23 protein-coding genes are annotated in these 25,069 nt (G+C 66.5%); 15 read left to right on the top strand and 8 right to left on the bottom strand.

Annotated features, from left to right (window positions below):
- Positions 1-14: 14 nt before the first annotated feature.
- The gene (locus ACT3CF_RS10480; RefSeq protein WP_478422513.1) at positions 15-1,607 is read right to left on the bottom strand and encodes a class II 3-deoxy-7-phosphoheptulonate synthase; all 1,593 of its coding nucleotides are present in this window, start codon (positions 1,605-1,607) and stop codon (positions 15-17) included.
- A gap of 66 nt (positions 1,608-1,673) precedes the next feature.
- Positions 1,674-3,122 (bottom strand): cysteine--tRNA ligase, encoded by a 1,449-nt coding sequence (gene cysS / locus ACT3CF_RS10475; RefSeq protein WP_478422511.1) that lies wholly within the window; start codon positions 3,120-3,122, stop codon positions 1,674-1,676.
- A 188-nt stretch (positions 3,123-3,310) separates the two neighbouring features.
- Here cysS and ACT3CF_RS10470 point away from each other — a divergent pair, with 188 nt between their 5' ends.
- From ACT3CF_RS10470 to ACT3CF_RS10450, 5 genes are all read left to right on the top strand, one after another.
- Positions 3,311-4,210, top strand: coding sequence for an SH3 domain-containing protein (locus tag ACT3CF_RS10470; RefSeq protein WP_478422509.1), 900 nt, complete (start codon positions 3,311-3,313; stop codon positions 4,208-4,210).
- Between the two features lie 210 nt (positions 4,211-4,420).
- A complete protein-coding gene (locus ACT3CF_RS10465; RefSeq protein ID WP_478422508.1) occupies positions 4,421-4,603 on the top strand; it encodes a hypothetical protein in 183 nt (60 codons plus the stop codon).
- A complete protein-coding gene (locus ACT3CF_RS10460) occupies positions 4,600-5,154 on the top strand; it encodes an SRPBCC family protein (protein ID WP_478422506.1) in 555 nt (184 codons plus the stop codon). The genes ACT3CF_RS10465 and ACT3CF_RS10460 overlap by 4 nt, the downstream gene beginning before the upstream one ends.
- A gap of 61 nt (positions 5,155-5,215) precedes the next feature.
- Entirely contained in the window at positions 5,216-6,400 is a 1,185-nt protein-coding gene (locus ACT3CF_RS10455) for a zinc-dependent alcohol dehydrogenase (protein WP_478422504.1), read from the top strand.
- A gap of 11 nt (positions 6,401-6,411) precedes the next feature.
- A complete protein-coding gene (locus tag ACT3CF_RS10450; protein WP_478422502.1) occupies positions 6,412-7,206 on the top strand; it encodes an SDR family NAD(P)-dependent oxidoreductase in 795 nt (264 codons plus the stop codon).
- A gap of 41 nt (positions 7,207-7,247) precedes the next feature.
- Here ACT3CF_RS10450 and ACT3CF_RS10445 read toward each other — a convergent pair whose 3' ends face one another.
- Entirely contained in the window at positions 7,248-7,529 is a 282-nt protein-coding gene (locus tag ACT3CF_RS10445) for a hypothetical protein (RefSeq protein WP_478422500.1), read from the bottom strand.
- A 500-nt stretch (positions 7,530-8,029) separates the two neighbouring features.
- Between ACT3CF_RS10445 and ACT3CF_RS10440 the strand changes: the two genes are divergently transcribed.
- The gene (locus ACT3CF_RS10440) at positions 8,030-8,461 is read left to right on the top strand and encodes a glycine zipper 2TM domain-containing protein (RefSeq protein WP_478422498.1); all 432 of its coding nucleotides are present in this window, start codon (positions 8,030-8,032) and stop codon (positions 8,459-8,461) included.
- 210 nt (positions 8,462-8,671) lie between these two features.
- Positions 8,672-9,262 carry a winged helix-turn-helix domain-containing protein gene (locus ACT3CF_RS10435; protein WP_478422497.1) on the top strand — a complete coding sequence of 197 codons (591 nt, stop codon included), beginning with the start codon at positions 8,672-8,674 and terminating at the stop codon, positions 9,260-9,262.
- A gap of 41 nt (positions 9,263-9,303) precedes the next feature.
- Here ACT3CF_RS10435 and ACT3CF_RS10430 read toward each other — a convergent pair whose 3' ends face one another.
- Both ACT3CF_RS10430 and ACT3CF_RS10425 read right to left on the bottom strand, forming a co-directional pair.
- Positions 9,304-9,609 carry a hypothetical protein gene (locus ACT3CF_RS10430; protein ID WP_478422495.1) on the bottom strand — a complete coding sequence of 102 codons (306 nt, stop codon included), beginning with the start codon at positions 9,607-9,609 and terminating at the stop codon, positions 9,304-9,306.
- A gap of 117 nt (positions 9,610-9,726) precedes the next feature.
- Positions 9,727-10,143 carry a hypothetical protein gene (locus tag ACT3CF_RS10425; RefSeq protein WP_478422493.1) on the bottom strand — a complete coding sequence of 139 codons (417 nt, stop codon included), beginning with the start codon at positions 10,141-10,143 and terminating at the stop codon, positions 9,727-9,729.
- Positions 10,144-10,462: 319 nt separating this feature from the next.
- On the opposite strand from ACT3CF_RS10425, the gene ACT3CF_RS10420 reads away from it, so the two are divergent.
- From ACT3CF_RS10420 to ACT3CF_RS10395, 6 genes are all read left to right on the top strand, one after another.
- The gene (locus tag ACT3CF_RS10420; protein WP_478422491.1) at positions 10,463-11,080 is read left to right on the top strand and encodes a hypothetical protein; all 618 of its coding nucleotides are present in this window, start codon (positions 10,463-10,465) and stop codon (positions 11,078-11,080) included.
- A gap of 225 nt (positions 11,081-11,305) precedes the next feature.
- Positions 11,306-12,001 (top strand): hypothetical protein, encoded by a 696-nt coding sequence (locus ACT3CF_RS10415; RefSeq protein ID WP_478422490.1) that lies wholly within the window; start codon positions 11,306-11,308, stop codon positions 11,999-12,001.
- A 178-nt stretch (positions 12,002-12,179) separates the two neighbouring features.
- Positions 12,180-12,923, top strand: a complete 744-nt coding sequence (locus ACT3CF_RS10410; protein ID WP_478422488.1) for a fimbria/pilus periplasmic chaperone — start codon at positions 12,180-12,182, stop codon at positions 12,921-12,923.
- Complete coding sequence (locus ACT3CF_RS10405) at positions 12,920-15,565, top strand: fimbria/pilus outer membrane usher protein (protein WP_478422486.1); 2,646 nt, start codon at positions 12,920-12,922, stop codon at positions 15,563-15,565. Before ACT3CF_RS10410 ends, ACT3CF_RS10405 begins: the two co-directional genes overlap by 4 nt.
- Positions 15,566-15,568: 3 nt before the next feature.
- Positions 15,569-16,495: a hypothetical protein gene (locus ACT3CF_RS10400; protein ID WP_478422485.1), complete on the top strand. Its 927-nt coding sequence runs from the start codon at positions 15,569-15,571 to the stop codon at positions 16,493-16,495.
- A 232-nt stretch (positions 16,496-16,727) separates the two neighbouring features.
- Entirely contained in the window at positions 16,728-18,029 is a 1,302-nt protein-coding gene (locus tag ACT3CF_RS10395) for an acetyl-CoA hydrolase/transferase family protein (RefSeq protein WP_478422483.1), read from the top strand.
- Between the two features lie 55 nt (positions 18,030-18,084).
- Here the strand turns inward: ACT3CF_RS10395 and ACT3CF_RS10390 are convergent, their stop codons facing one another.
- Positions 18,085-19,881 carry an IlvD/Edd family dehydratase gene (locus tag ACT3CF_RS10390; protein ID WP_478422482.1) on the bottom strand — a complete coding sequence of 599 codons (1,797 nt, stop codon included), beginning with the start codon at positions 19,879-19,881 and terminating at the stop codon, positions 18,085-18,087.
- Positions 19,882-19,892: 11 nt separating this feature from the next.
- On the bottom strand, positions 19,893-21,017 hold the full coding sequence (locus ACT3CF_RS10385; RefSeq protein WP_478422822.1) for an aldose epimerase family protein: 1,125 nt from the start codon (positions 21,015-21,017) through the stop codon (positions 19,893-19,895).
- Positions 21,018-21,175: 158 nt separating this feature from the next.
- Here ACT3CF_RS10385 and ACT3CF_RS10380 point away from each other — a divergent pair, with 158 nt between their 5' ends.
- Positions 21,176-22,489 (top strand): sugar MFS transporter, encoded by a 1,314-nt coding sequence (locus ACT3CF_RS10380; protein WP_478422480.1) that lies wholly within the window; start codon positions 21,176-21,178, stop codon positions 22,487-22,489.
- A gap of 98 nt (positions 22,490-22,587) precedes the next feature.
- Here ACT3CF_RS10380 and ACT3CF_RS10375 read toward each other — a convergent pair whose 3' ends face one another.
- Positions 22,588-23,367: a FadR/GntR family transcriptional regulator gene (locus tag ACT3CF_RS10375; RefSeq protein ID WP_478422479.1), complete on the bottom strand. Its 780-nt coding sequence runs from the start codon at positions 23,365-23,367 to the stop codon at positions 22,588-22,590.
- A gap of 104 nt (positions 23,368-23,471) precedes the next feature.
- Here ACT3CF_RS10375 and ACT3CF_RS10370 point away from each other — a divergent pair, with 104 nt between their 5' ends.
- Positions 23,472-25,022, top strand: a complete 1,551-nt coding sequence (locus tag ACT3CF_RS10370) for an aldehyde dehydrogenase (NADP(+)) (protein ID WP_478422477.1) — start codon at positions 23,472-23,474, stop codon at positions 25,020-25,022.
- The last annotated feature ends 47 nt before the right edge of the window (positions 25,023-25,069 follow it).

Genomic DNA, 25,069 nt, shown 5'->3' with positions numbered 1-25,069 from the left:
CGGATCGGGCCGCGTCAGGCCGCCGCGCGGCGGCGCTCGGCCATTTCCGCGTTGAGCATTTCGGCGAGCAGGAACGCGAGTTCGAGGCTCTGCCCCGCATTGAGCCGCGGGTCGCAATGCGTGTGATAGCGGTCCGCCAGCGCCTGTTCGGTGATGTCGATCGCGCCGCCGGTGCATTCGGTGACGTTCTGCCCGGTCATTTCGGCATGGATGCCGCCGGCGAACGTGCCCTCGGCGCGGTGCACGGCGAAGAAGCCGCGCACTTCGTCGAGGATACGGTCGAACGGGCGCGTCTTGAAGCCGTTGGCGGCCTTGATGACGTTGCCGTGCATCGGGTCGCAGCTCCACACCACCGGATGCCCCTCGCGCTTGACCGCACGCACGAGCGGCGGGAGGCCGCGTTCGATCTTGTCATGGCCATAACGCGTGATGAGCGTGATCCGCCCGGGGATGCGCGCGGGGTTGAGCGTGTCGAGCAGGCGCAGCAGCGCGTCGGGTTCGAGGCTGGGGCCGCACTTCATCCCGATGGGATTGCCGATGCCGCGCAGGAACTCGACATGCGCCGACCCTTCGAACCGGGTGCGGTCACCGATCCACAGCATGTGTGCGCTCGTGTCGTACCAGTCGCCGGTGAGGCTGTCCTGCCGCGTCAGCGCCTGCTCATAGGGGAGGAGCAGCGCCTCGTGGCTGGTGTAGAACTGCGTGCCCTTGAGCTGGGGGACGGTCTCCGGGTTGATCCCGCAGGCTTCCATGAAGTCGAGCGCTTCGCCGATCCGGCCGGCGAGCGCCGAATATTTCTGTGCCCAGGGACTCTTGTCCATGAAGTCGTGCGTCCAGCGCTGGACCTGATGCAGATTGGCGTAGCCGCCCTGGGCAAAGGCGCGCAGCAGGTTGAGCGTCGCGGCCGACTGCGAATAGCCCTGGATCATGCGTTGCGGATCGGGCGTGCGCGCCTCGGGCGTGAAGGCAATGTCGTTGACATTGTCGCCGCGGTAGCTGGGCAACTCGATGCCGTCCTGCACCTCGACATCGGCCGAGCGCGGCTTGGCGAACTGACCGGCCATGCGGCCGACCTTCACCGTCGGCAGCTTCGAGGCGAAGGTGAGCACGACCGCCATCTGGAGGATGACGCGGAACGTGTCGCGGATGTTGTTCGGGTGGAACTCGGCGAAGGTCTCGGCGCAATCGCCGCCCTGGAGCAGGAACGCCTCGCCGCGCGCGACGCGGGCAAGCTCCTGCGTCAGCGCGCGCGCCTCGCCCGCGAAGACGAGCGGGGGGAAGGTGCCGAGCTGGCGCGTCGCGGCGTCGAGCGCACCCGAATCGGGATATTGCGGGAGCTGGCGCGCCTCGAACTGCGTCCAGCTATCGGGAGTCCAGTTGGCGGCCATCAGGCTCTCCGTATCGCGCACGGTGACATTCCAGTCGGCATGATCGGCGATGCCGATCGCCGCGATCTGGTTCATGACGCGCGCATTGGCGCGCTTGCCGTCGCTTTCCCAGCCCTGCACCGTGCTGCCCGCGGTGTCGAACCACGCGCCAAAGGCGGCGCGGGTGAGGCCACGTTCTTCACGGAAACGGCGGATCTTGGTACCGGCGAGTGTCGTCATGCCAGCGCGCTTACCCGATTGGGGTAAGCGCGCGCAAGTGCAATTACGCGATCAGAGTAATCAGATTCAGAGCGCGGGCTTCCAGTCCCAGCCCAGCGGATCGCCGTCCATCACCTCGACCCCGTCCGCGGCGAGCGCATCGCGCAGCGCGTCGGAGCGCGCGAAGTCCTTGGCGACGCGCGCCTCGCGGCGTTCGGCGAGCCGCGCCTCGATCGCGGCGGCATCGATCGTGGCGCCGGCGGGGCGCAGCCGAAGCGCGGCGCGGTCGAGCGTGAGCAGTTCGAGCCCGAGCAGCCGGTCGAACTCGGCAAGCGTCGCGAGCCGGTCGGCCGGGGCGATCCGCTTTTCGCCGAGCAGTTCGTCGAGAAGTGCGAGCGCGCGCGCGGTGTTGAGATCGTCCGACACCGCCTCGTCGAGCCGTTTGACCCAGGGTTCGAGCGCCTGGCCGGTCGCGTCGCCCGCGCGCGTGCGCAGCGCCGCGACCGACATCACCAGCCGCTTGAGCCGGGTGAGTGCGGCGGCGACGTGCTCGCCCGAGAATTCGAGCTCGCTGCGATAATGCGCCTGAAGGCAGAGCAGGCGATAGGCGAGCGGGTGGACGCCCGCGTCGATGAGCGACTGAAGCGTGGTGAAGCCGCCCTTCGACTTTGACATCTTGCCCTGGCGATCGACGAGGAAGTTGTTGTGCAGCCAGAAGCGCGCGCCGGTGAAACCGGTCGGCTGACCGCAGCCGCAATAGGCCTGGTTCTGCGCGATCTCGTTGGGATGATGGATCTCGCGATGGTCGATCCCGCCGGTATGGATGTCGAACGGCGCGCCGAGATATTTGAGGCTCATCACCGAGCATTCGAGATGCCAGCCCGGCGCGCCCTTGCCCCAGGGCGAATCCCATTCCATCTGGCGCTGCTCGCCCGGCGGCGACTTGCGCCAGATCGCGAAGTCCTGCGGATGGCGCTTGCCCGCGACCGGATCGATCCGGCCTTCGGCGGCGTCGTCCTGCGCGCCGGCGAGGCGGCCATAATCGGGAACCGTCGCGACGTCGAAATAGAGCCCGCTGTCGAGTTCGTAGCAATGCTTGGGCGCGATCTTTTCGGCGAAGGCGATCATTTCCTGGATATGATCGGTCGCCACCGACCAGCGCGACGGGTCGAGGATGTTGAGGTCGTGCAGGTTCTGCTTGAACGCGGCAGTGTAATGCGCGGCGATGTCCCAGATGCTGCGCGACTGGGCACGCGCGGCGGCCTCCATCTTGTCGTCGCCGGCATCGGCGTCGGAGGTGAGATGGCCGACATCGGTGATGTTGATGACGTGCGTGAGCGGATAGCCCTTCCACCGCAGCACGCGCCCGAGCGTGTCGGTGAAGACATAGGCGCGCAGATTGCCGAGATGGGCATAGTTGTAGACCGTCGGCCCGCACGAATAGACACGCACGCCCTTTTCGGGATCGAGCGGCGCGAACGGCTCGAGGCTGCGCGTGAGCGAGTTGTAGAGCGTGAGCGGGGCGGTGTGTTCCATGGCTCCATCCCATAGCGCAGGCGTGCGATGGTGCAACCGGGAGGCGCATGGCGCGGCCTGGGGCGGCGCCGCTGCGGCGATGGACCTGCGCCCCGGCATGCTTGTGGCGGGGCAGGGGCGTGATAGACTGCGCCCGCGCCGCCCGGCGGCCGGTACCCGCGTTGCCACCGCCACTTATGGGGGCCGACATGCCCGATGCCGAGGACATAGGCTGGTTCAAGGCGAGCTTCGGCGAGGCGATCGCGGTTGCGGTCGCGGGAACGCCGTTCGACCTGGACATGCTGGCCGCGATCGCGTGCCAGGAGACCGGCTATCTGTGGGCGCGGCTGCGGACCCGGCCGCTTTCGACCGAACGGATCCTCGCGCTGTGCGTCGGCGACACGATCGACTCGCGCCGCGCCTTCCCACGCAGCCGCGCCGAACTGGAGGCGGCGCCGCAGGGCGAGCGGATGTTCGCGATCGCGCGCGCGGCGCTGATCGACCTGGCCCGCCATATTCCCGATTATGCCGGTGCGGCGGCCAAGCCCGACAAGTTCTGCCACGGGTTCGGCCTGTTCCAATACGACCTGCAGTTCTTTCGCACCGACCCCGACTATTTCCTCGAACAACGCTATGCGCGGATCGAGGCGACCGCGGCCAAATGCGTCGCCGAATTGCGCGCGGCACAGCGCCGGCTGGGATGGGCGGCGCGCGCGACGCTCGACGAGCGTGAACGCTGCGCGGTGGCGATCGCGTACAATCGCGGGCGCTATGATCCGGCAAAAGGGCTCAAGCAGGGGTTCCGCAGCGCGGACGGGCGCTATTATGGCGAGAATTTCCGCGATTATCTGCGGCTGGCGGCGCGCGTGACCCAATGGGTGCCGCGACACCGATACCGCGTGGCGACGGCGGGCGGGCGGCTCAACCTGCGCGCCGGGCCTGCCGGCGACGCGGCGGTGATCGAGCGGCTGGCGCCCGATACGCGGTTGCGCGCGACGGGGGCTCCGCAGACGGGCGGCTTCGTCGAGGTCGAGCGTTCGAACAGCGACCCGCGCGTTACCGGCTGGGTCTCCGCCGCCTATATGGAACGGCTCGCCCCCGGCGACTGAGCGCCGCCCGTCGCGCGTGCCATGCGCCCCGTCGCGCCGCGCCCCGCGGCGCCGACATATTCGCCCGGCGCGCGGAACGGGCGGACAACCCATTGGTTTTCCAAGCGAGCGGTCGGCCGGAACGATTGGGCCGGCGCCTCACGAACCCAGATTGCAACCCCCCGCGAACCGCGCGGACGGCCCCGCCGCCGTCGCGCGAGGAGATGCCGCATGGCTGACGACAAGCGCCTTTCCGAAGGCGGCGCGAAGGATCGCCGCTCCGCGATCGAGGGCCCCGACGATGATCCGGCGCTGACCGGTAACGAGCGCCAGGCCGTCAAGAACCAGGGCAAGGCGCTGCCCGAGGAATATCCCGATGCCCCGGAAGTGGCCCGAGGAGTAACCGGATCATGAGCGCGTTGCGTGACGACGCGCCAGACTATCTGGCCAAGGACCGGACGACGCAGGCCGATGCCGCGCCGCGCGGCGAGAACACCGTGTGGGGACGGACGCTGACGATCGATCGTCCGCGCGACGAACTCTATGCCTTCTGGCGCGACTTCGCGAACCTGGCGCGGTTCATGGAGAATGTGGAGTCGGTGTCGGTGCTTGATGCGCGCCGGTCGCACTGGAAGGTGCGCGGCCCGAACGGCAACTATGAATGGGACGCGATCGTCACCGAGGATGAGCCGGGCCGGGTGATCGCGTGGGAGTCGGCGCCCGATGCCGACGTTCGCAACAGCGGGCGTGTCGAGTTCCGCGACGCGCCGCCGGGGCGCGGCACCTGGGTGCGCGCGGTGATCGCGTATGACGCGCCGATGGGCTTTATCGGCAGGGCGGTCGCCGCGCTGACGCAGAAGGAGCCGCAGATCAGCGCGACGCGCGACCTCAAACGGTTCAAGCAACTGATGGAAACGGGCGAGATCGCGACCTCGTCGCCCCCCAATCCGCCGTCGGATTCCTGACCCGCCCGCGGGCGCGCCGTGTGCCCGCGCAACCGACCAGCCCCTATCCCCGGAGATACCGATGCGCGCACTCACCTGGCACGGCAAGCACGATGTGCGGATGGAAACTGTTCCCGATCCCCAGATCCTCAACCCGCGCGACGCGATCATCCGGATCACCTCGACGGCGATCTGCGGGTCGGACCTGCACCTGTACGATGCCTATATCCCGACGCTCGAGAAGGGGGACATACTGGGGCACGAGTTCATGGGCGTCGTCGAGGAGGTGGGGCCGAATTCGACGCTGAAGAAGGGACAGCGCGTGGTCGTGCCGTTCGTCATCGCGTGCGGCCAATGCTTTTTCTGCCAGAAACAGCAGCATTCGGCGTGCGCCAATTCCAACCCGGCCGAGAACCAGGATCTGGGCCAGACGCTGTACGGGCACGAGATGGCCGGGCTGTTCGGCTATTCGCACCTGACCGGCGGCTATCCCGGCGGACAGGCCGAATATGTGCGCGTCCCCTATTCGGATGCGGGGCCGATCGTGATCCCCGACGGGCTGGACGACGACAAGGTGCTGTTCCTTTCGGACATCCTGCCGACGGGATGGATGGCCGCCGAAAACGCCATGATCGAGCCCGGCGACACGGTGGCGGTGTGGGGATGCGGACCGGTGGGACTGTTCGCGGTCCAGTCGGCGTTCAAGATGGGCGCCTATCGCGTGATCGCGATCGACCATTTCCCCCACCGGCTGGAACTCGCCGCCGGTTTCGGGGCCGAGACCGTCAATTTCGAGACCACCGACACCTATGAGGCGCTGATGGAGATGACCGGCGGGATCGGCCCCGACGCGGTGATCGACGCCGTCGGGCTGGAGAGCCACGGCTTCTTCGTCGACAATGTGATCGACCAGATCAAGGCGTCGACCTTTCTCGGCACCGAGCGGCCGCACGCGCTGCGCCAGGCGATCCTGGCGTGCCGCAAGGGCGGCCGCGTTTCGGTGCCGGGGGTCTATGGCGGCTTTGTCGACAAGTTCCCGATGGGCGCGATGATGGAAAAGGGGCTGACGCTCAAGACCGGGCAGACGCACGTCCAGCGATATCTGCCGCAACTGCTCGAGATGATCGCCGAGGACGAGATCGACACGACCTTCCTCATCTCGCACCGCCTGCCGCTCGAGCAGGCGCCCGAAGGCTATCGCATGTTCAAGGAAGAACAGGACCATTGCACCAAGGTCGTGCTCAAGCCCGGCCTCGAAACCGTCTGAGGAGTGGAACCATGGCACAGGGACTTGCCGTCATCACCGGCGCATCGTCGGGAATCGGGCGCGAGGTGGCGCGGATCGCCGCGGGCGAGGGATATGACCTGATCGTCGTTGCCGACGAGCCGCAGATCGATGCCGCCGCCGGCGAACTGGCGGGGCAGGGCGGAACGGTGGAGGCGATCGAGGCCGACCTCGCCACGATCGAGGGCAACGACCGGCTGATCGCCGCCACGCGCGGCCGGCCGATCGACATTCTGGTCGCCAATGCCGGACTGGGCCTGGGCCACGGCTTTCTGGAACAGCCGGTCGCCGACTGGCGGCGGCTGATCGACACCAACATCGTCGGCACCACCTATCTGCTCCAGAAGGTGTTGCAGCAGATGGTCGCGCGCGACGCCGGTTCGGTGCTGATCACCGGGTCGATCGCAGGGCTGATCCCCGGCGCTTGGCAGGCGGTGTATAACGCCAGCAAGGCGTATCTCGACAGCCTCGCCTATGCGTTGCGCGAGGAGTTGAAGGACAGCCGCGTCAACGTGACCGTGCTGATGCCGGGACCGACCGAGACCGAGTTCTTCCGGCGGGCCGGGATGCTCGACACGCCGGTGGGCGAGGCGGAAAAGGCCGATCCCGCCAAGGTCGCGGCGGACGGCTGGGCCGCGATGAAGGCGGGGCGGGCGCATGTCGTGTCGGGCTTCGTCAACAAGCTGCAGGCCGCGTTGAGCGGTGTGACGCCCGACACGCTGCTCGCCAAGCTGCACACGGCGCAGGCCAAGCCCGATGATGTGGAGACGGCGCGCAGCGGGATGTGACCCCGCTCGCGCGCCGATGGCGCAAGCCGGCGTGACGGCGCTCAACAGCCCATGGTGAGGTGCTGCTCGATCGCCGCGCGCATCATCGCGCTCCAGATTGCGGCAGGGTCGGGGCCGGCGCCGCGGCCTGCCTCGACCATTTCGGGCGTGGGCTCGCGAATCGTGCGCAGCACCGCGAGTGCGCGATCGGTCTCGTACCGCCAGCAGGCATCGACCGTGCGGCCGGCGCTGAGGTTGCCGCCCTTGCCGTTGGCGCTGATCGCATCGGCCGCAATCACCCGCGCGATGCGTTCGATCGGCGACGTCACCGAGATGTTGGTCATTCCAGGCTCCTCGACTTTCTTATCGTTGACCGGGCGCGGATGCGCCGGGAGCCAGTCAAGCCGCCAAAGGTGACGCCATGGCGACATTGTGCCTGCGAATCACGCCCGGTCCCGATGCGGCCCCGCCGACCAGCGGGAGCGCGGTGGCGCAGAAGGCGCATTCGGCGGTAATGCGACCCACCATCCAGTGCGCACGGCCGCAGCCCGGGCAAATATTGGTCTGATGCAGCCTGTATCCGAGTCGGTACCCCGACAGCGCTTGGCGAAGGCCGAAATCGTACATCGCGCTTCTCCCACTTGCCCGACACGAACGGGCCGGAATCAGGCTTTGTTCCGCAAGGGGCGCCGAAATCGCTGCGCCGGGGCGGGGCCGCCCCGCGACGAACCGGCGTGGCTGAACGCAACCTAACCGCCGCGTTCAGGCTCGGCGCAGGCTGGTTGTGCGAAAAGGGCTCCATCGAGGGAAGGCAAGCAGCCTTCGCCATGCGAGGAGGAAGACGATGATGAAGTCGCTGGTCACTGCCGCCCTGGCCGCAACCGTCGCGATCGGCGGGATCGCCGCGACCCCTGCGGCGGCGCAGGATTACCGCTACGAGCGCGAAGTGCGCGAATATCGTGACTATGGCGACGGCTATCGCGACTATCGTGAGTATCGCGACGTTCGCGGCAACCCCTATGCGGGCTATTATCGCCCGGCGCCGCACCCGGTCTATCGCTATGACCGCCGCTATTATGATCGCCGCTATTACGACCAGCGCTGCTCGAGCGGGACCACCGGCGCGATCGTCGGCGCCATTGCCGGCGGCCTGCTGGGGCGCGAGGTCGGCCGCGGCAGCTCGTGGCGCGGTCCGAGCACGACCGGCGGCATCATCGGCGCCGGCGTGGGTGCGCTTGTCGGTCGCGAGGTCGAGCGCGGCGGAAGCTGCCGCTGAGACGGATTGCGCCGGCACGGCGGCGGATTGCATGGCAAGGCGTCGGCCCCACGGGCCGGCGCCTTCTTGCCGTTCGCAGCCGGAAGCGCGCGTATCGCAATATTTAATCCGGGAGAGCCGCGGAACCATCGCCGGAAGCCCGCGTCTTTACCTCCCGTTAACTAATCGTAATAATAAGACAGATCGAGTTGCGTTCTGATCGGAAGTCCCGTGTCGAAAGAGAATGAAGCGCTCCCTCAGCTGCTGCTCGACTGCGAGGCGCGACTTGAGCGTGCCAAGCGCGAAATCGAGGAGACGCTGGCGGTCGTCCGCCAGGTGAGCGCCACGATGCGCGACGTGCCCGTGGGCGACACCGAAAACCGGTTGGGCGAGGTGCTCCATACGCACCGCGACGAACTGGTCAGCCTGGTGCTCGCCGCGCTCGAGAGCGCGCCGCGCGCCCGACAGACCGGCGACGAGTATATGCGTTCGCTGATCTACCGTCCCGATGAAAAGGCCTATCGGGTCGGCCGGCGCCAGCTGGGGCTGACCGAGACCGAGCGGACGATCCTCGACACCCTGTGGGCGGCGATGCCCGAAGCGGTTTCGCGCGAGACGATCCTGAAGGTGCTGTATCCGCAGGGACCGGCCGCGTCGAACGGCGCGATCGACGTGTTCGTTTCGAAACTTCGGCAGAAGCTCAAGCTCGCAAGCGGCGGACGCGATTTCATCCAGTCGATCCGCGGCCAGGGCTGGGCGCTCAAGACCGAGTATTGCCGCAACCGCACCGCAGCCGAACCCGAGGCATTGCGCACCGCTTGAGTTCCGGTCCGCCGGCCAAGCGGGCGGACGCAACCGCCGGATTAGAGGCGGCCGCCCTCGATCACCCGCAACCGGGTGCGCGGATCGGCATCGGCGGCCGCCGCCGCATCGATTCCTGCGGCGTAACGATCGATTCGCGCCGCGAGCGCCGCGGCGACTTCGGGGTGCTGCTGAAGCGGGCTGGCCGCCAGCGTCGCGAGCGCGCGCAACCGATCGGCCGCGGCGCGCCTATCGATCAGGCCGAGATTGACGAGTTCGATATAGAGCGACGAGGCGAGCATGGCCTGCCCCTCGATCAGCGTCTCGACGACGTCCGGCAATGGTTCGGAAGGGCCCCCGCGCATCATGGCGCCCGTCTCTAAAACAGGGCGTGGCGTGGCAACAGCGGGGAAGCGTGGCGCGGCGCGGGCCAAAGCGCCAAAACGGGACAGGCGCGCCGATGGGGCGCGCCGTCCACGCAAGAATCAGTTGGTCTGGACCGCGAAATCGATTCGATCGGTATCGAAACCGTCCGGACCGGGTTCCGCATAGATCTGACGGTCGCGAATCCGGGGGCCGGGCGCCTGGCTGATCACCGCGCGCCCCGAACCGTCGAGAATCACCCGTTCGTCACCCAGCGAAATCGTCGCGCCACGCATCGATCCGGGCGCGTAATTTACGGTCAATTGATAACCGCTGGGGGAATTGCAGAATTCGTGGAGCTCGCCAAGTTGGTACCCATTTCCCGCCGGCGCGATATTCGCCTGATGCGAGACCGTGCAAACTAGCGGCACGTTAAGACGCAATTGAAACGTGCTCTGCGCCACTGGCTCGGCACCAAGTGCGCTACTCACGAGAAGGAGGCTTGCCACCGAAAGCCTCGAAATCGAACGTACCAGCATTGTCCGAACACCCAAAGTGACTGCCGCAAAATCATCCAACGAAAAGATTAACGAGTAGTTAATCGTCGGTTATTCTTGCGAATCGCTGAGAGGTTGCAAGCAAAGTTAGTAAGAAAACCATCTATTAACTTTGTTCGTTATCTTAAAACGTTAGTCCAGTTCGATGGTTCCGGTGACTGCGCCTGACCACGACCGTTGCAAAATGCGCTGAAAAACAACGGTTTGCTAAATTTTCTGACGTTAACCTTTTATTGATTAGACAAGTAACCCCGCAATCCATTAGTAAGGCTTTAGTGAGGAACGGAGCGGGGGATTGGAGATGCGTTCCATAGCCAGGGCGGGCGAACAGCGCGACAGCGCGGCGTTTCGCGGGGTCGGATCGGCCCGAATCGGCAAGCTGGGTCGCGGCGCTGCGCTGGCAGCGGTGGCCGGGTTTGGCCTGATCGTCGTGGCGACGCCGGCTGCGGCGCAGGACATCGCCAATGTGAAGTCGGTCGAGATCGCGGTGCAAGGGCGCGTCCAGCAGCATTGTGCGCTGGGGTCGATCGCCACGACCGATCTGGGCGACCTGACACGGCCTGGGCTTGCGGCGGCACAGAAGATCCAGTTCGACTGCAACGTCCCCTTCACGATGAAGATCAAGGCGCAGAACGGCGCACTGGTGAATGCGGACCACCCGCTGGGTGTCGGCCCCTATGCCGGGTCGGTTGCATACAACCTTGATGTCGAACTGCCGGTTCGACGGCCGCAGGCCGCGATTGTGTCGCGGGCCTTTGAGGGGCGCTTGCTCGCCGCCGGCCAGTCGATTTCGAGCCAGGGCGGAATCGCCATGGACGGCCTGATGCTGCGGCTCGCGGTGGCGACGCCGACGAGCGAGGCAGGGCTGCTTGCGGGTCAATATGGAGAGGTGATCGAAATCACGGTCGCCCCCAACTGAGTTAAGATTTGCAATTTCGGGTCGAAATGCGCCGGCTGGAAGTTCCATTCGGCGAAGGGTGAGGCGCGTCTATAGTAAATAGTAACTTGCGCCAAATTGAGACGCAAACCGGAGCTGCGGTTGTCGCTTTTGGGTTGCTAAAAGTTAAGTAAGCGTTATTTGGCAAAACCGTTGCCGTCTGGTCTAGACCATCGACCGCCGGCACAAACTAGTGGGGATTATGTTATGAAGAAGATCGTTTCGGCCGCCGTTGTCGCGCTGCTTTCGTCGACCGGCGTCGCTCAGGCGGACTCGTTCGCCAACGTCACCATCGGGACCACGGGCATTTTCTTCCCGACGCCGACCGGTGCTGCCTATGGTGAAGCCGGCTTCGCTGCTGGCAACGTCGAGACCGCCAGCCCGACCGTCACCAACACCTGGCTCATCAAGGGCGCGGTGACCAAGGACTGCTCGTACTACGGCGGCAACACCACCAGCCACACGCTGGACTTCGGCACGATCGGCGTGAACACCCAGGCGAACACCACCGCCAACGACGCGTTCGACATGCGTGCTCCGGCGACCGCCACCGTCACGACGACGACTGCGGGCTGCAACTTCAACAACTCGGTCACCGTCACGAAGTCGAACGGCACGTCGGGCCTGAAGAACAACGCCGCCGGCGGCTATGACAGCAACGAGTTCCAGGCGAACATCCCGTACTCGGCGACCGTGCTCTTCACCGGCACGACCAACCAGTCGGCGGGTGCGGCCGGCACCACCCAGACCGTCGGCGTTGCCGCCAACGAAGCGTCGAAGGTGTGGAACGGTGGCGCGTGGCGCTCGGACATGACGCTGAACATCGCGGCGCCGGTCCCCAGCAAGGCGCTGGTCGCCGGCAGCTACACCGACACGCTGACCGTCGAGCTCAAGGCCCTCTAATTCCTGAGGCCAGGTAGCAATGGCGAGGGGGGAGGGCCTTACCTCTCCCCTCGTTTCATTAGGTCAACCTTAATCTGCATCTGCTGTTAGGTCGTCGAACAATAAATGGGGTGGGGGCGATCCAGTGTTTGCCAGTCTTTCTAAAGGAATGAGGCGCGCCGCTGTTGCGACCGCCGTCGTGGCATCGGTTTCGGCGATTTCCGCCGTCTATGCGATGCGGGTGTCGCCGATGGTCGTCGAGATGACGACGACGGGAACCGACGCGACCGCGCGGGTCGAGGTTCAGAACATGAACTCGGGCAACCTCGCCTTCGAGACGCGAATCACCCAGGTCGAGTTCGACGCCGCCGGTCACACGACCGAGACGCCCGCCGATGGCGATTTCATCGTCTTTCCGCCGCAGGGCGTGCTGCCGCAGGGCGGCCGTCAGGTCGTTCGCCTGCAATGGGCCGGGCCGACCGACATGCCGACCTCGCGCGCTTATTATCTTTCGGTCAATCAGCTGCCCGTCGCGGTCGATCAGGCCGGCGGCGCGCAGGTCCAGGTCGTCTATCACATGAAGGCGCTGGTCGTCGTCGCCCCGCCGGGCGCGACGCCGAACGTCACGACCGAATCGGCCAAGCCGATCGACTATCAGCCGCCGGCGGCCAAGCAGGGCGATCCGTTGCCGCCCAAGGTGCCCGGGGTCGAGATCACGCTGAAGAACACCGGTCGCCGCCATGCCATGATGTCGGTGCTGCGCTGGGTGATCGAGGGCACCGATACCGAGGGCAAGCCGATGCGCTTCATCATCGCGCCCGAGGATCTGAGCCGCGTTATCGGCAGCGGCTATGTGCCCGGCGGCAACGGCGTTCGCACCTATCAGTTGCCGCTTGCGAAGGCGTTCGGGCCTGGCCCGATCAAGGTCAAGTTCCTGAAGTGACCAAGGGAACGCTACTGAGCGCAAGCGCCTGGTTCTGCCTCATCAGTGGCAGCGCCGCGGCGCAGGTGTCGGTTCCGCTCCCCGGCAAGAATCCGCCGCGTCCCACCTCTCAACAGCAGCAGGTGCCGGTGCCGTTGCCCGGCGCCCCTGCATCGCCCGCGCCCAAGGGGCCGGACACGCCGCCGCCGGCCAATCCGGGCCTGCCCGTGCTCGGCCAGGATTCGATCGGTAAGCTGCCGATCGGCAAATATGGCCGGCCCGACATCAACCCGTATGACCGGGACATGGACCTGACGGTGCCGTTGATGTTCCGGCGCCGGATGCTCGGCGACCTGCCGATCCGCCTGACCTATGACGACCGGCTGCTGGTCGACTCGAAGGCGTTCCTGTCGCTGATCCGGCCGTTGCTGAGCGAGGCCGCCAACGCGCAGGTGGCCGCAAAGCTCGCCTCGCTCGACCGTTTCACGGCCGAGGATCTCGCCGCGCTCGGCATCTCGTTCGAATATGATCCGAGTAGCCTGGCCGTCGTCGTGCTGACGATCGACCCGGGCCAGCGCGCCGTCGAGAAGCTGTTCCGGATGAGCAAGCCGGAGGACGAGAAGCCCGACCTGATGCCGGCTTCGTTCGCGGCGTTCCTCAACATCAACGCGCTCGAGGCCTATAACTGGAAGGGCGAGAACAACGCGCCGCCGACCGTCAACCTGAACGGCGCGATCCGTTACGGCGGCATCGTGTTCGAAGGCGACGGCCAGTTCGCGCAGCGCGGCTTTACCAGCGACGCGCCCTATGTGTTCGATCGCACCTATGCGCGGCTCGTCTATGACGAACCGGGCGATTATCGCCGCTGGTTCCTGGGCGACCTGAGCCCCGAAGTGCGCGGGCAGCAGGGCTTTATCCAGATGGGCGGTATCGGCGTGACACGCCAGCGCCGCCGGTTCGACCCGTATCGATCGTCGGTGCTCCAGGGCAACCGCCAACTGGTGCTCCAGCGCGATTCGAGCGTGCGCATCCTGCGCAACGGCGTGCTTTATCGCGAGCTGCGGCTCGATGCCGGTTCCTATGACTTCACCGCGCTGCCGCTGGTCGCGGGCAGCAACGACGTGCAGATCGAGGTTCGCGACGCGTCGGGCGGCGTCCAGACGGTCTCGTACAGCTCGTATCTCGATCCGATCGACCTGGTGCCGGGCGACTATGAGTATGGCGCCTATCTCGGGCCGACGAGCACCAATTTCGGGCGTTCGCCGAAATATAACGGTCCGGTCGCCTTTTCGGGCTTTTTCCGCAAGGCCTTTGTCAATGCCCCCGCGGTGGGGGTGGGCGTGCAGGCGAGCGCCCGCGTCCAGACGCTGACCGCGCAGACGCAGTTCGTGCTGCGCGGCGGCACGCGCATCCTGCTCGACGGCGGCGTCAGCCATTCGCGCGACGTGGGCGAGGGCGTTTCGGCGGGCGTCGGGCTCGACCAGATCATCGACCGCGGCGGTCTGGTCGATTCGGCGAGCCTGCGCGTCGACTATCTGTCGCGGCGCTATGCGTTCCTGTCGTCGCCCGAAGCCGACAATGTGAACGCGATCAACTTTTCGGGCCAGTATACGCGCGCGATCACGACCGACCTGTCGCTGCTGTTCTCGGGCAATTACCTGCACAGTCGCGGCGACCGCGGCGACAGCTATCGCATCGGCGCGTCGGGCAACTATTATTTCAATCCGCGGCTGAGCCTGCGCGCGGGCGTCGAATATACCAAGTTCGACAGCTCGATCGGCCGCGCGAAGGGGTTCGGCTTCAACATCTCGCTGGTGTTCCAGCCGAGCTATCGCGACCGGCTCGAGGCGCGGCATGACAGCAGCTCGGACGTCAGTTCGCTGTCCTATCTGCATTCGTCGTCAAACCGCATCGGCAGCCTCGGCTATGGCGCGGTGGCGACGCGCGACGGCGATTCGGTGACGGGCCAGGGCTTTGTCGACTATATCGCCAATCGCTTCGACGCGACGCTATCGCATTCGAGCTATGGCCCCGACTTCTCGTCCTTCGGGTCGCAGAACGTCACCGCGCTTCGCGTCGGCACCTCGATCGCGTTCGCGGACGGGGCTTTCGGGATCGGGCGACGGATCAACGACAGTTTCGCCGTGCTCTATCCGCACGAAAATCTGCGCGGACATGCGGTGGTGGCGGGGCAATCGCTCGCCAGCAACGAATATATGAGCAAGAGCGGCGTATGGGGCGGGGCGGTCAATTCGTACCTCAGCTCCTATGTCGACCAGCCGATTCAGTACGACGTCGAGAACCCGCCGCCGGGCTATGACGTCGGCGACGGCGTCGTCCACGTCAATCCGCCCTATCACAGCGGCTACAAGCTGCGGATCGGCACCGATGCGTTCGTGAGCGCGGCAGGCGTGCTGATGGTGGGCGAAGGCAAGCCGCTGAGCCTGGTCGGCGGGCGGGTATTCGCCGCGGACGGCAAGGACAAGGAGCCGCTGCCCTTCTTCACCAACTCGGTCGGCCGTTTCGCCATCCAGAACCTGCGCCCCGGCGTGCGTTATCGCGTCGAGCTTGCAGGCGGGCAGACGATGTTCGAATTTACCGTGCCCGAGGATACCACCGGGCTCGTCGACCTCAAGACGATCGTGCTCAAGGGAGGGAATTGAGCGATGATGAAGAGCCTCACCTCCGTCGCGGCGCTGGCGGCGGGCCTGGCCTTCGCGGCGCTGCCGGCGCAGGCGCAGAGCGGGCTTGCCGCGCGCCCCGCGGCCTGCCAGCTGCGGATCGACAGCAGCGCGAGCAACTGGATCATCCAGGGGTACGACCCCTTCGGATCGACCAGCCCGATCGCCACGTTCGACCTGACCTTCAGCAACGACGGCCGGGCTGCATGCGCGTTCAACCCGGTCTTCCTGCTCGATCAGGAGTCGTTCGGGCTGACGAGCGAGGGGCGGACCGGCCGGATCGGCTACACGCTGCTCGACCAGTTCAACAACACCAACGTCACGCCGACGTCTGGGCGCACGATCCAGGGCGTCACGACGCGGCCGGTGGTGGTGACCCCCGGCGGGCAGCAGATCGTCCGTTACCAGCTTGCGGTCAACGAGGACGCCATCCGTGCCGACGGCAGCTTCACGCAGCGCGTGACGGTGTCCGCCGAAGCACGCGGCACCGGGCAACAGCTTGCATCGCGCTCGCTGGTGCTGGGGATCAACGTGCTTCCCTCGGCCGTGCTGGGGCTTTCGGGAGCGTATCGCCGCAGCGGCGGCCAGGCGCTGGTCGACCTGGGCGACCTGACCGAAGGGGTCAGCCAGGTTCCGTTGCAGCTGCGCGTTTCGAGCACGCGCGCCTATCGTGTCGACGTCGAGTCGCGGAATCAGGGACAGCTGCGGCTTGTCGGTACCGACTGGAGCATCCCGTATCAGTTGGTGATCGGCAACCAGACGATGCCGCTGACCGGCATTTCGACCTATCAGTCGGGCGGCAACGGGCCGATGACCGATTCGCTGCCGATGCAGTTCGTGATCGGATCGGTCGCGGGCAAGCGCGCGGGGGTCTATACCGACCTGCTGACCGTTTCGGTAGCGCCGCGCTGATTGCGCGAACTGCGGCGGCCGGTCGGGATAAGCGACGGCAGCGAAACGATAATATCGGATATGATCGGGGGCGGGCGTCCGGCAGAAGGGCGCCCGTCGCCTGTTACGGGACAAACCGGCGTGCCCGCCGCGCCATCGGAGATTTCCGTAGGGTCCACAAATCGCGCTGGTGACATTATCAAGCCCCCTGCCGGCCCGTCCCGGGCTTTTGAAAAAGGGGAGACCAGAGCCAGTGGATTTCGAAACGCTTTACCGTGAACGCCTGACCGATGCGGCCAGCGCAGCAGCGATGATCCCTTCGGGCGCGAAGGTTGCGATGGCATTGGGCGTGGGGCAGCCGCCGGCATTGCTGGCAGCGATCGCCGCGCGGGCCGAGGCGGGAACGTTCGAAGCGATTTCGCTCTACTACATGCTTTCCACCGCGATTGCCGGCAAGACGGTACTGCGCCCCGAACTCAACGGCCGCATCCGTCCGTACAGCCTGTTCCACAGCGGCGTCGAGCGTGCGCTGGAGGATGCGGGCTGCACCGTCGAATTCATCTCGTCGAGCTTTCAGCAGGTGCCGCGCGTCCTGACGCACGAAGTCGGGGTCGATACGCTGGTGGCGACCGTCTCCTCGATGGACGGCGAAGGCAATTTCAGCTTCGGCACCAATCCCGATTACAGCGTGGCAGTGGCCAACACGGCCAAGCGGGTGATCCTGGAGGTCAATCCGAACATGCCGCATACCGGCGGCCGTTCGACCATCCATGTTTCGCGCGTGACCGCGATCGTCGAGCATGACGTGCCGTTGCTGGCGGTGCCGGAGGTTGCGCCGCGGGCCGAGGACCGTGCGATCGGCGGCTATATCGCCGAGATGGTCCGCGACGGCGCGACGTTGCAGATGGGAATCGGTGCGCTGCCTAACGCGGTGTGCGAAGCGCTGGCGGGGCATCGCGACCTGGGCGTGCATACCGAAATGTTCACGCCGGGCCTGGCGCGGCTGATGCAGAAGGGGATCGTCACCAACGCGCGCAAGGCGATCCACACCGGGGAGACGGTGTTCGCCTTCGCGATGGGGGATGCCGATACCTATCGCTTCATCGACCGCAACCCGGCCGCAGCCGCCTATCCGGTCGATTATGTCAACGATCCCTATGTGATCGCGCAGAACCCGGGGATGGTGTCGGTCAACGCGACGTTGCAGGTCGACCTGATGGGCGCGTGCTGTTCGGAATATCTGGGCGGCCGCCAATATACGGGATCGGGCGGGCAGCTCGATTTCGTGCGCGGTGCGGTTGCATCGGAGGGCGGGCGATCGATCATCGCCTGCCATGCGACGGCCGCGAAAGGCACGCTGTCGCGCATCGTGCCGCGGCTCGATGGTCCGGTGACGACGCCGCGCAACGACGTCCAGTATATCGCGACCGAATTCGGCGTGGCCGAACTCAAGGGCAAGTCGATGTCCGAGCGTGCCCGTGCGCTGATTGCGATCGCGGCGCCGCAGTTCCGCGACGAACTGACCAGCCAGGCCAAGGAACTCGGTTTGATCTGACGCGATGATTGACGGCGCGGGCGGGCGCGGTTGCGCACCCGCCCGCGCCGCGTCATCAGTGGTTGTCGCGCGGAACGCCGCGGGTCTGCGCGATGCGCTGATATTTCTCGGCACCCTCAAGGATCGCGCCGCTTTCCATCTGGCCGACGACCGCGCGCTGAATCTCCTGCCACGGCGTTTGCGATGCCGGATAGGGATAACCGCCGGCTTCGGCGAGCGCCCGGCGGCGTTCGGCGAGTTCGGCGTCAGAGATCAGCACATCCGCTGTGCCCTTGCGCAGGTCGATCCGGACGCGGTCGCCGGTGCGGATGAGCGCGAGGCCGCCCATCGCCGCCGCCTCGGGGCTGGCGTTGAGGATCGACGGGCTGCCGCTCGTTCCCGACTGGCGGCCATCGCCGATGCAGGGCAGGGCGTGCACGCCTTCGCGGATCAGATAGGCCGGCGGGCGCATGTTGACCACTTCGGCCGCGCCCGGATAGCCGACCGGGCCGGCGCCGCGCATGAACAGCAGCGTCTCGTCGGTGATGCCGAGCGAGGGATCGTCGATGCGGTGGTGATAGTCCTCCGGCCCGTCGAATACGACCGCGGGACCTTCGAACGCATCCGGATCGTCGGGGTTCGAAAGATAGCGCTGGCGGAATTCGTCGCTGATGACGCTGGTCTTCATGATTGCCGAATCGAACAGGTTACCGCGCAGCACGATGAACCCGGCCTCTTCCTTGAGCGGCTGTTCGAACGGACGGATGACCTTTTCGTCCTCGATCGTCGCGTCGCGGCAATTCTCGCCCATCGTGCGGCCATTGGCAGTGACCGCGTCCTCATGGATGAGGCCGTGCTTGATGAGCTGGGCGACGACCGCGGGCACGCCGCCGGCGCGGTAATAGTCCTCGCCCAGATATTCGCCGGCAGGCTGGAGGTTCACCAGCAGCGGCACCTTGTGCCCCTTTTCCTGCCAGGTCTCGATCGGCAGATCGACGCCGATGTGCCGCGCGATCGCGGCGAGGTGGATCGGCGCGTTGGTCGATCCGCCGATTGCCGAGTTGACGACGATCGCGTTCTCGAACGCCTGGCGCGTGAGGATGTCCGAGGGCTTCAGATCCTCCGCAACCATTTCGACGATGCGCTTGCCGGTGCGGTACGAGACTTCCTGCCGATCACGGTACGGCGCAGGGATCGCCGCTTGCCCCGGCAATGTCATGCCCAGTGCCTCGGCAAGCGAGTTCATCGTCGTCGCCGTGCCCATCGTGTTGCAATAGCCGGTCGAGGGGGCCGAGGAGGCGACGAGTCGGATGAACTCGGCGTCGTCGATCTCGCCGGCGGCGAGCATCTGCCGCGCCTTCCACACGATCGTCCCGGAGCCGGTACGCTCGCCCTTGTGCCAGCCGTTGAGCATTGGCCCCACCGACAGCGCGATGGCGGGGATGTTCACCGTCGCGGCGGCCATCAGGCATGCCGGCGTCGTCTTGTCGCAGCCCACGGTGAGCACCACGCCGTCGAGCGGATAGCCATAGAGCAGCTCGACCAGCCCCATATAGGCGAGGTTGCGATCGAGCCCGGCGGTCGGCCGCTTGCCGGTTTCCTGGATCGGATGCACGGGAAACTCGATGGCGATGCCGCCCGCCTCGCGAATGCCCTCGCGGACGCGTTCGGCGAGCACCAGATGATGGCGGTTGCACGGGCTGAGATCGCTGCCCGTCTGGGCGATGCCGATGATCGGCTTGCCCGAGCGCAGTTCCTCAAGGCTGAGGCCGAAGTTGAGGTAGCGCTCGAGGTAGAGCGCCGTCATGTCGATATTCTCAGGATTGTCGAACCACGCGCGCGAGCGCAGTTTCGACGCTTTCTCGGAAGTCATGGCAGATCCGATCAGTTGGACACGGAAAGGCGATAGACCATGACGTGCCGATAGGGCTTGCCAGGGTCGACGCGGGCGGAAACAAAGCCCGGCTTGTTGGGGGAGTCGGGGAATTTCTGGGGCTCAAGCGCGATCCCGTCGCCCATGCGATAGAGATGGCCCTGCTTGCCGTAATAGGTGCCGTCGAGGAAGTTGCCGGTGTAGAACTGGACGCCGGGTTCGGTCGTCAGCACTTCGAGCACGCGACCCGAGGCGCGGTCCTCGAGTCGGGCGGCGAGTTCGGGCCGTGCCGTCACGCCCTTGTCGAGCGCGAAATTGTGATCGTAGCCGAGTCCGAAGCGGATCTGCTCGTCGCGACCGTCGCGAATACCGTCGGCAACGACGCGCGGCGTGCGGAAGTCGAATACGGTGCCTTCGACCTTGCGGCGCTCGCCCGTGGGGATCAGCGTGGCATCGACGGGCGTGAACGCCGCCGCGGGAATGGTGAGGACATGCCCCGTCGCGCCGCCCGGCGACCCTTCGCCCGCCAGGTTGAAGATGGCGTGGTTGGTCATGTTCACGATCGTCGGCTTGTCGGTCGCCGCGTCGAAGGCGATCGTGAGTGCCCCCTTGTCGTCGAGCGAATAGGTCACCTTGACCTCGAGCTTGCCCGGATAGCCCGACTCGCCGTCGGGGCTCGTATAGGCGAGCACGACGCTCGCCGTCGGCCCGCTGTTGACCGAGACGATGCGCCAGATCTTCTTGTCGAAGCCCTGGCCGCCGCCATGGAGCGAGTTGGTCTTGTCGTTGAGCGGGAGCTGATAGCGCTTGCCGTCGAGGCTGAAGCGGCCGCCGGCAATGCGGTTGGCATAGCGGCCGACCGTGACGCCGAAAAAGTTCGGCCGCGCCTCGTACGCGGCAGTGTCGTCATATCCCAGCAGCACATCGGCACGGTTGCCGTTGCGATCGGGCGCGATCAGCGACTGGAGCGTCGCACCATAGGTGAGGATGCGTGCCGAAACGCCGTTGGCGCCGATGAGCGTGACGGCCTCGATCGCGCTGCCGTCCTTGAGCTTGCCTGCCGGTTCGCGCTTCGCTTCGGCCGCATTCGCGGCGCCGGCGGCAGTGGCCGCCGCGACGGCCGCCGCACAAAGCATGGATTTGGTTGGACTACGCATATCCTCTCCGATCTCGTCCGGGTGCCGTTGACGCGCCCTTTGCGCGCTATATAGTCAGACAAAAAGCCATAGGGCAAGCCGAGGGGGCGTCGCGACGATCGTCCTTCCGAACGGCTTCTGCCAGGAGAAGGAAGTCCATGCCTGCGCCATTGTCCGTTTCCGCCAATGCCGGCGCGGTCTCGTCCGCGACGGGAAATTATCGCCCGGCGCTGACGTTGCTCGCCAGCCTGTTTTTCATGTGGGGGTTCATCACCGTCATCAACGGTACGCTGCTGCCCCATTTGCGCAGTGTCTTTGACCTGAGTTACTTTCAGGCGGCGTTGATCGAAAGTGTCTGGTTCATTGCCTATTTCTTCGCATCGATCCCGTCGGCGAAGCTGATCGAGCGAATCGGGTACCAGAAAGCGCTCGTCACCGGGCTGCTCATCATGGCCGCCGGTGCGCTGGGCATGGTGCTGGCGGCCAGCCTGCCGTCCTATGGGGTGACGCTGGCGATGCTGTTCGTCATCGCGAGCGGGATCACGTTGCTCCAGGTCGCCGCCAACCCCTATGTCGCGGTGATCGGTCCGGCCGAAACCTCGTCGTCCCGGCTCAACCTTGTCCAGGCGATGAATTCGGCAGGGACGATGCTCGCGCCGTTGTTCGGCGCCTATCTGATCCTCGGTCGCTCGAAGGGAGGGACCGCAGGCGCGGACGTCGTGCTGACGCCGGCCGAGCGACTGGCCGACGCGCAGTCGGTGATGCTTCCCTATGCGCTGGTCGCCGCGGTGCTGGTGGTGCTTGCCGTCGTCATCGCGCGCTTCCCGCTGCCGTCGATGGGCGCGGCCACCAGCCGCGTCGCCAAGGCCGAACGCCAGCGTCACTCGCTGTGGCGGCACCGCAACCTGGTGCTCGGCGTGCCCGCGATCTTCATCTACCTGATCGCCGAGATCGGCGTCGGCAACCTGTTCGTCAACTTCGTCAGCCGCCCCGACATCGGCAACATGACCACCGAACAGGCGGGACGTTACCTGACGCTGCTGTGGGGCGGGATGATGGTCGGCCGGTTCGTCGGTTCGGCGCTGATGCAGAAGGTCCGCGCCGAGATTGTGCTCGCGGTGTTTTCAATCGCGGCCTTTGCGGTGATGACCGTGACCGTAGTCGCGAGCGGCGAGACGGCGATGTGGGCGCTGATCCTGGTGGGCCTGTTCCATTCGATCATGTTCCCGACGATCTTCACGCTGGGGATCCGCGGGCTGGGGCCGCTGACCGAGGAAGGATCGGGGCTGCTCATCATGGCGATCGCCGGCGGGGCGCTGGTCGCGGTCCAGGGATGGCTGGCCGATCATTACGGGCTGCAGAACTCGTTCCTGCTGACCGCGATCTGCGAACTCTATATCCTGTTCTATGCCGTCTGGGGTTCGAAGCCGACCGACGCGCTGCCCGATCCGGTGGTCGACCGCGTCGACTGAGCGCCGGCCGGAGGGAAAACACAAGAAAAAGGGGCGCTCCGCAATGGCGGGGCGCCCCTTTTCGTGGAAGGTCCGGTGCCGGAAAAAGGGGGCGCGGTTCAGGCCATCGCGCTGCGCGTGTCCTCAAGCGCGAGATCGACCAGCACGCGCATCGCGCTGCTCGCGGCCTCGCCATCGGCGGCGGCGATCGCATCGAAGACGCGGACGTGATCGGGAATCGGATTGCGGGGCAGGGCGCGCGAACGCTGCTTGAACTGCGTCGTCCAAGCGACCGCCGCGCCGATGCTGGCGCTGAGCACCACGAGCGCATCGTTGCGCGTCGCGTGCAGGATCGCATTGTGGAAGTCGCGGTCGGCAGCGCGGCCCGCGTCGGTCGCCAGCGTGTGCTGACGCATCGCGGTGAGCGCAGTCTTCATCGCCTTGAGGTCGTCACGCGTGCGGCGTTCGGCCGCGAATCGCGCCGCGGCGGGCTCGACGATCGCGCGCAGTTCGAACAGGTCGCGCACCAGGTCGATATCGGGTTCGCCGGTAAACGCCCAGGCGAGGACATCGGGATCGAGCAGGTTCCAGCGGCTGCGCGGCAGCACGCGCGTTCCCGCCTTGGGACGGCTTTCAACCAGCCCCTTGGCCGCCAATACCTGAACCGCCTCGCGATAGGCGCTGCGCGATACGTCGAGCGCCTCGGAAAAGGCGACTTCGCCCTCGAGCCGGTCGCCTGGCGCATATTCGCCCGACACGATCGCCGCGCCGAGCTTGTGCGCGATCGCGCCGTGCAGCCGACGGCCGGTGCCGCGCGGAGTCCGTCCCGCGGTCGCCGAAGTCGCCGGCGGAGTCGACGTGGCGTCATCCTGCACGTCGACGTCTTTGGTTGGTTCCATTACGCCCCTCTCCCTCGCCTGTTCTACCAATGACGCTGCAAAGGTGGAACGAAAGATTGCTAATCCGTACTCCGTGGAATATGTCGGAGTAAAGGAGAGTGGTGATGACCGCTGTGGTTCCGAATCCTGTTGAATTTCATTCTGTTGACGCGCGTACCGGAGAATCGTTCGGCGCGCCGTTCGCCGTGCATGGTCCCGCCGATGTCGAAGCCGCATGCGCCGCGGCGGAGGCTGCGTTCGATTCGTACCGAGCGACCGACCGCGCGACGCGTGCGGCGTTTCTGGAGCGGATCGCCGAAGAGATCGTCGCGATCGGCGACGTGCTGATCGAAACCGCGATGCGCGAGAGCGGCTTGCCGCGCGCGCGGCTGGAGGGCGAACGCGGGCGAACCGTCGGCCAGCTTCGGCTGTTCGCGCAGGTGGTGCGTGACGGCCATTGGATGGGGCTTCGCATCGACCCGGCGCTTCCCGATCGCCAGCCGCTGCCGCGTCCCGACCTGCGCCTGCGGATGATCCCGCTGGGCCCGGTTGCGGTGTTCGGTGCGTCGAACTTCCCGCTCGCCTTTTCGACGGCCGGTGGCGACACCGCGTCGGCGCTGGCCGCGGGTTGCCCGGTGGTGGTGAAGGGGCATCCGGCGCATCCGGCAACCGGGGCGCTGGTCGCCGAGGCGATCCGCCGCGCGGTGGCGGCGTGCGGGCTGCCCGCGGGCGTGTTCGGCCATCTGGTCGGGCCGGGCAACGAACTGGGCACCGCGCTGGTCAACGATCCGCGCATCGCGGCGGTGGGCTTTACCGGATCGCGCGGCGGCGGCCTTGCGCTGGTGCGCGTTGCGCAGGCGCGGCCGGTGCCGATTCCCGTCTATGCCGAGATGTCGAGCATCAACCCCGTCCTGCTGATGCCCGCAGCGCTGCGCGCGCGCGGCGCCGAGCTGGGCAAGGCGTTCGTCGCGTCGCTGACGATGGGGGCGGGGCAGTTCTGCACCAACCCGGGCCTGTTGCTTGCGATCGAGGGCGAGGGGCTGGGCGCGTTCGTCGACGCGGCGAGCGCGGCGCTCGCCGAAACGGTTTCGGCACCGATGCTCACCCGCGGGATCCACGATGCCTATCAGGCGGGTGTCGCCGCGCTCGAGGCGAACCCGGCGGTGGCGACGATCGCGCGCGGGCAGGTGGGCGAGGGCGTGACCTGCGCCAGCGCGGCGCTGTTCGCGACGACGGCGGCGGATTTCCTGCGCGACGCGGCAATGGGGCACGAGGTGTTCGGATCGTCGTCGCTGCTCGTGCGGTGCAAGGACGAGGCCGAACTGCTCGCGGTGCTTCAGGCGGCCGAGGGGCAGCTCACCGCGACGCTCCACATGGACGACGCCGACATTGCGATGGCCCAGCGCGCGATCCCGATCCTGGAACGCAAGGCGGGCCGCATCCTCGCCAATGGCTGGCCGACGGGCGTCGAGGTGACGCACGCGATGGTGCATGGCGGCCCGTTCCCGGCGACGTCGGACGGGCGCACCACCTCGGTCGGCAGCCTGGCGATCGACCGTTTCCTGCGCCCGGTTTCGTACCAGAGCCTGGCGCCCGAACTGCTTCCGGCCGAACTGCGCGACACGGCCGAGGCGGGGCTTCCCCGACTGGTCGACGGCAAGCCCGCCGTCGCGTGATGCAGCGAGGGCGCGCCGCTTCAAAGGCGCGCCCCGCCCGATTGGAG

Source organism: Sphingomonas chlorellae (genome assembly GCF_056485145.1).
The sequence above is the reverse complement of the archived record's forward strand: the minus strand, read 5'-3'. Positions and strand labels throughout refer to the sequence as shown.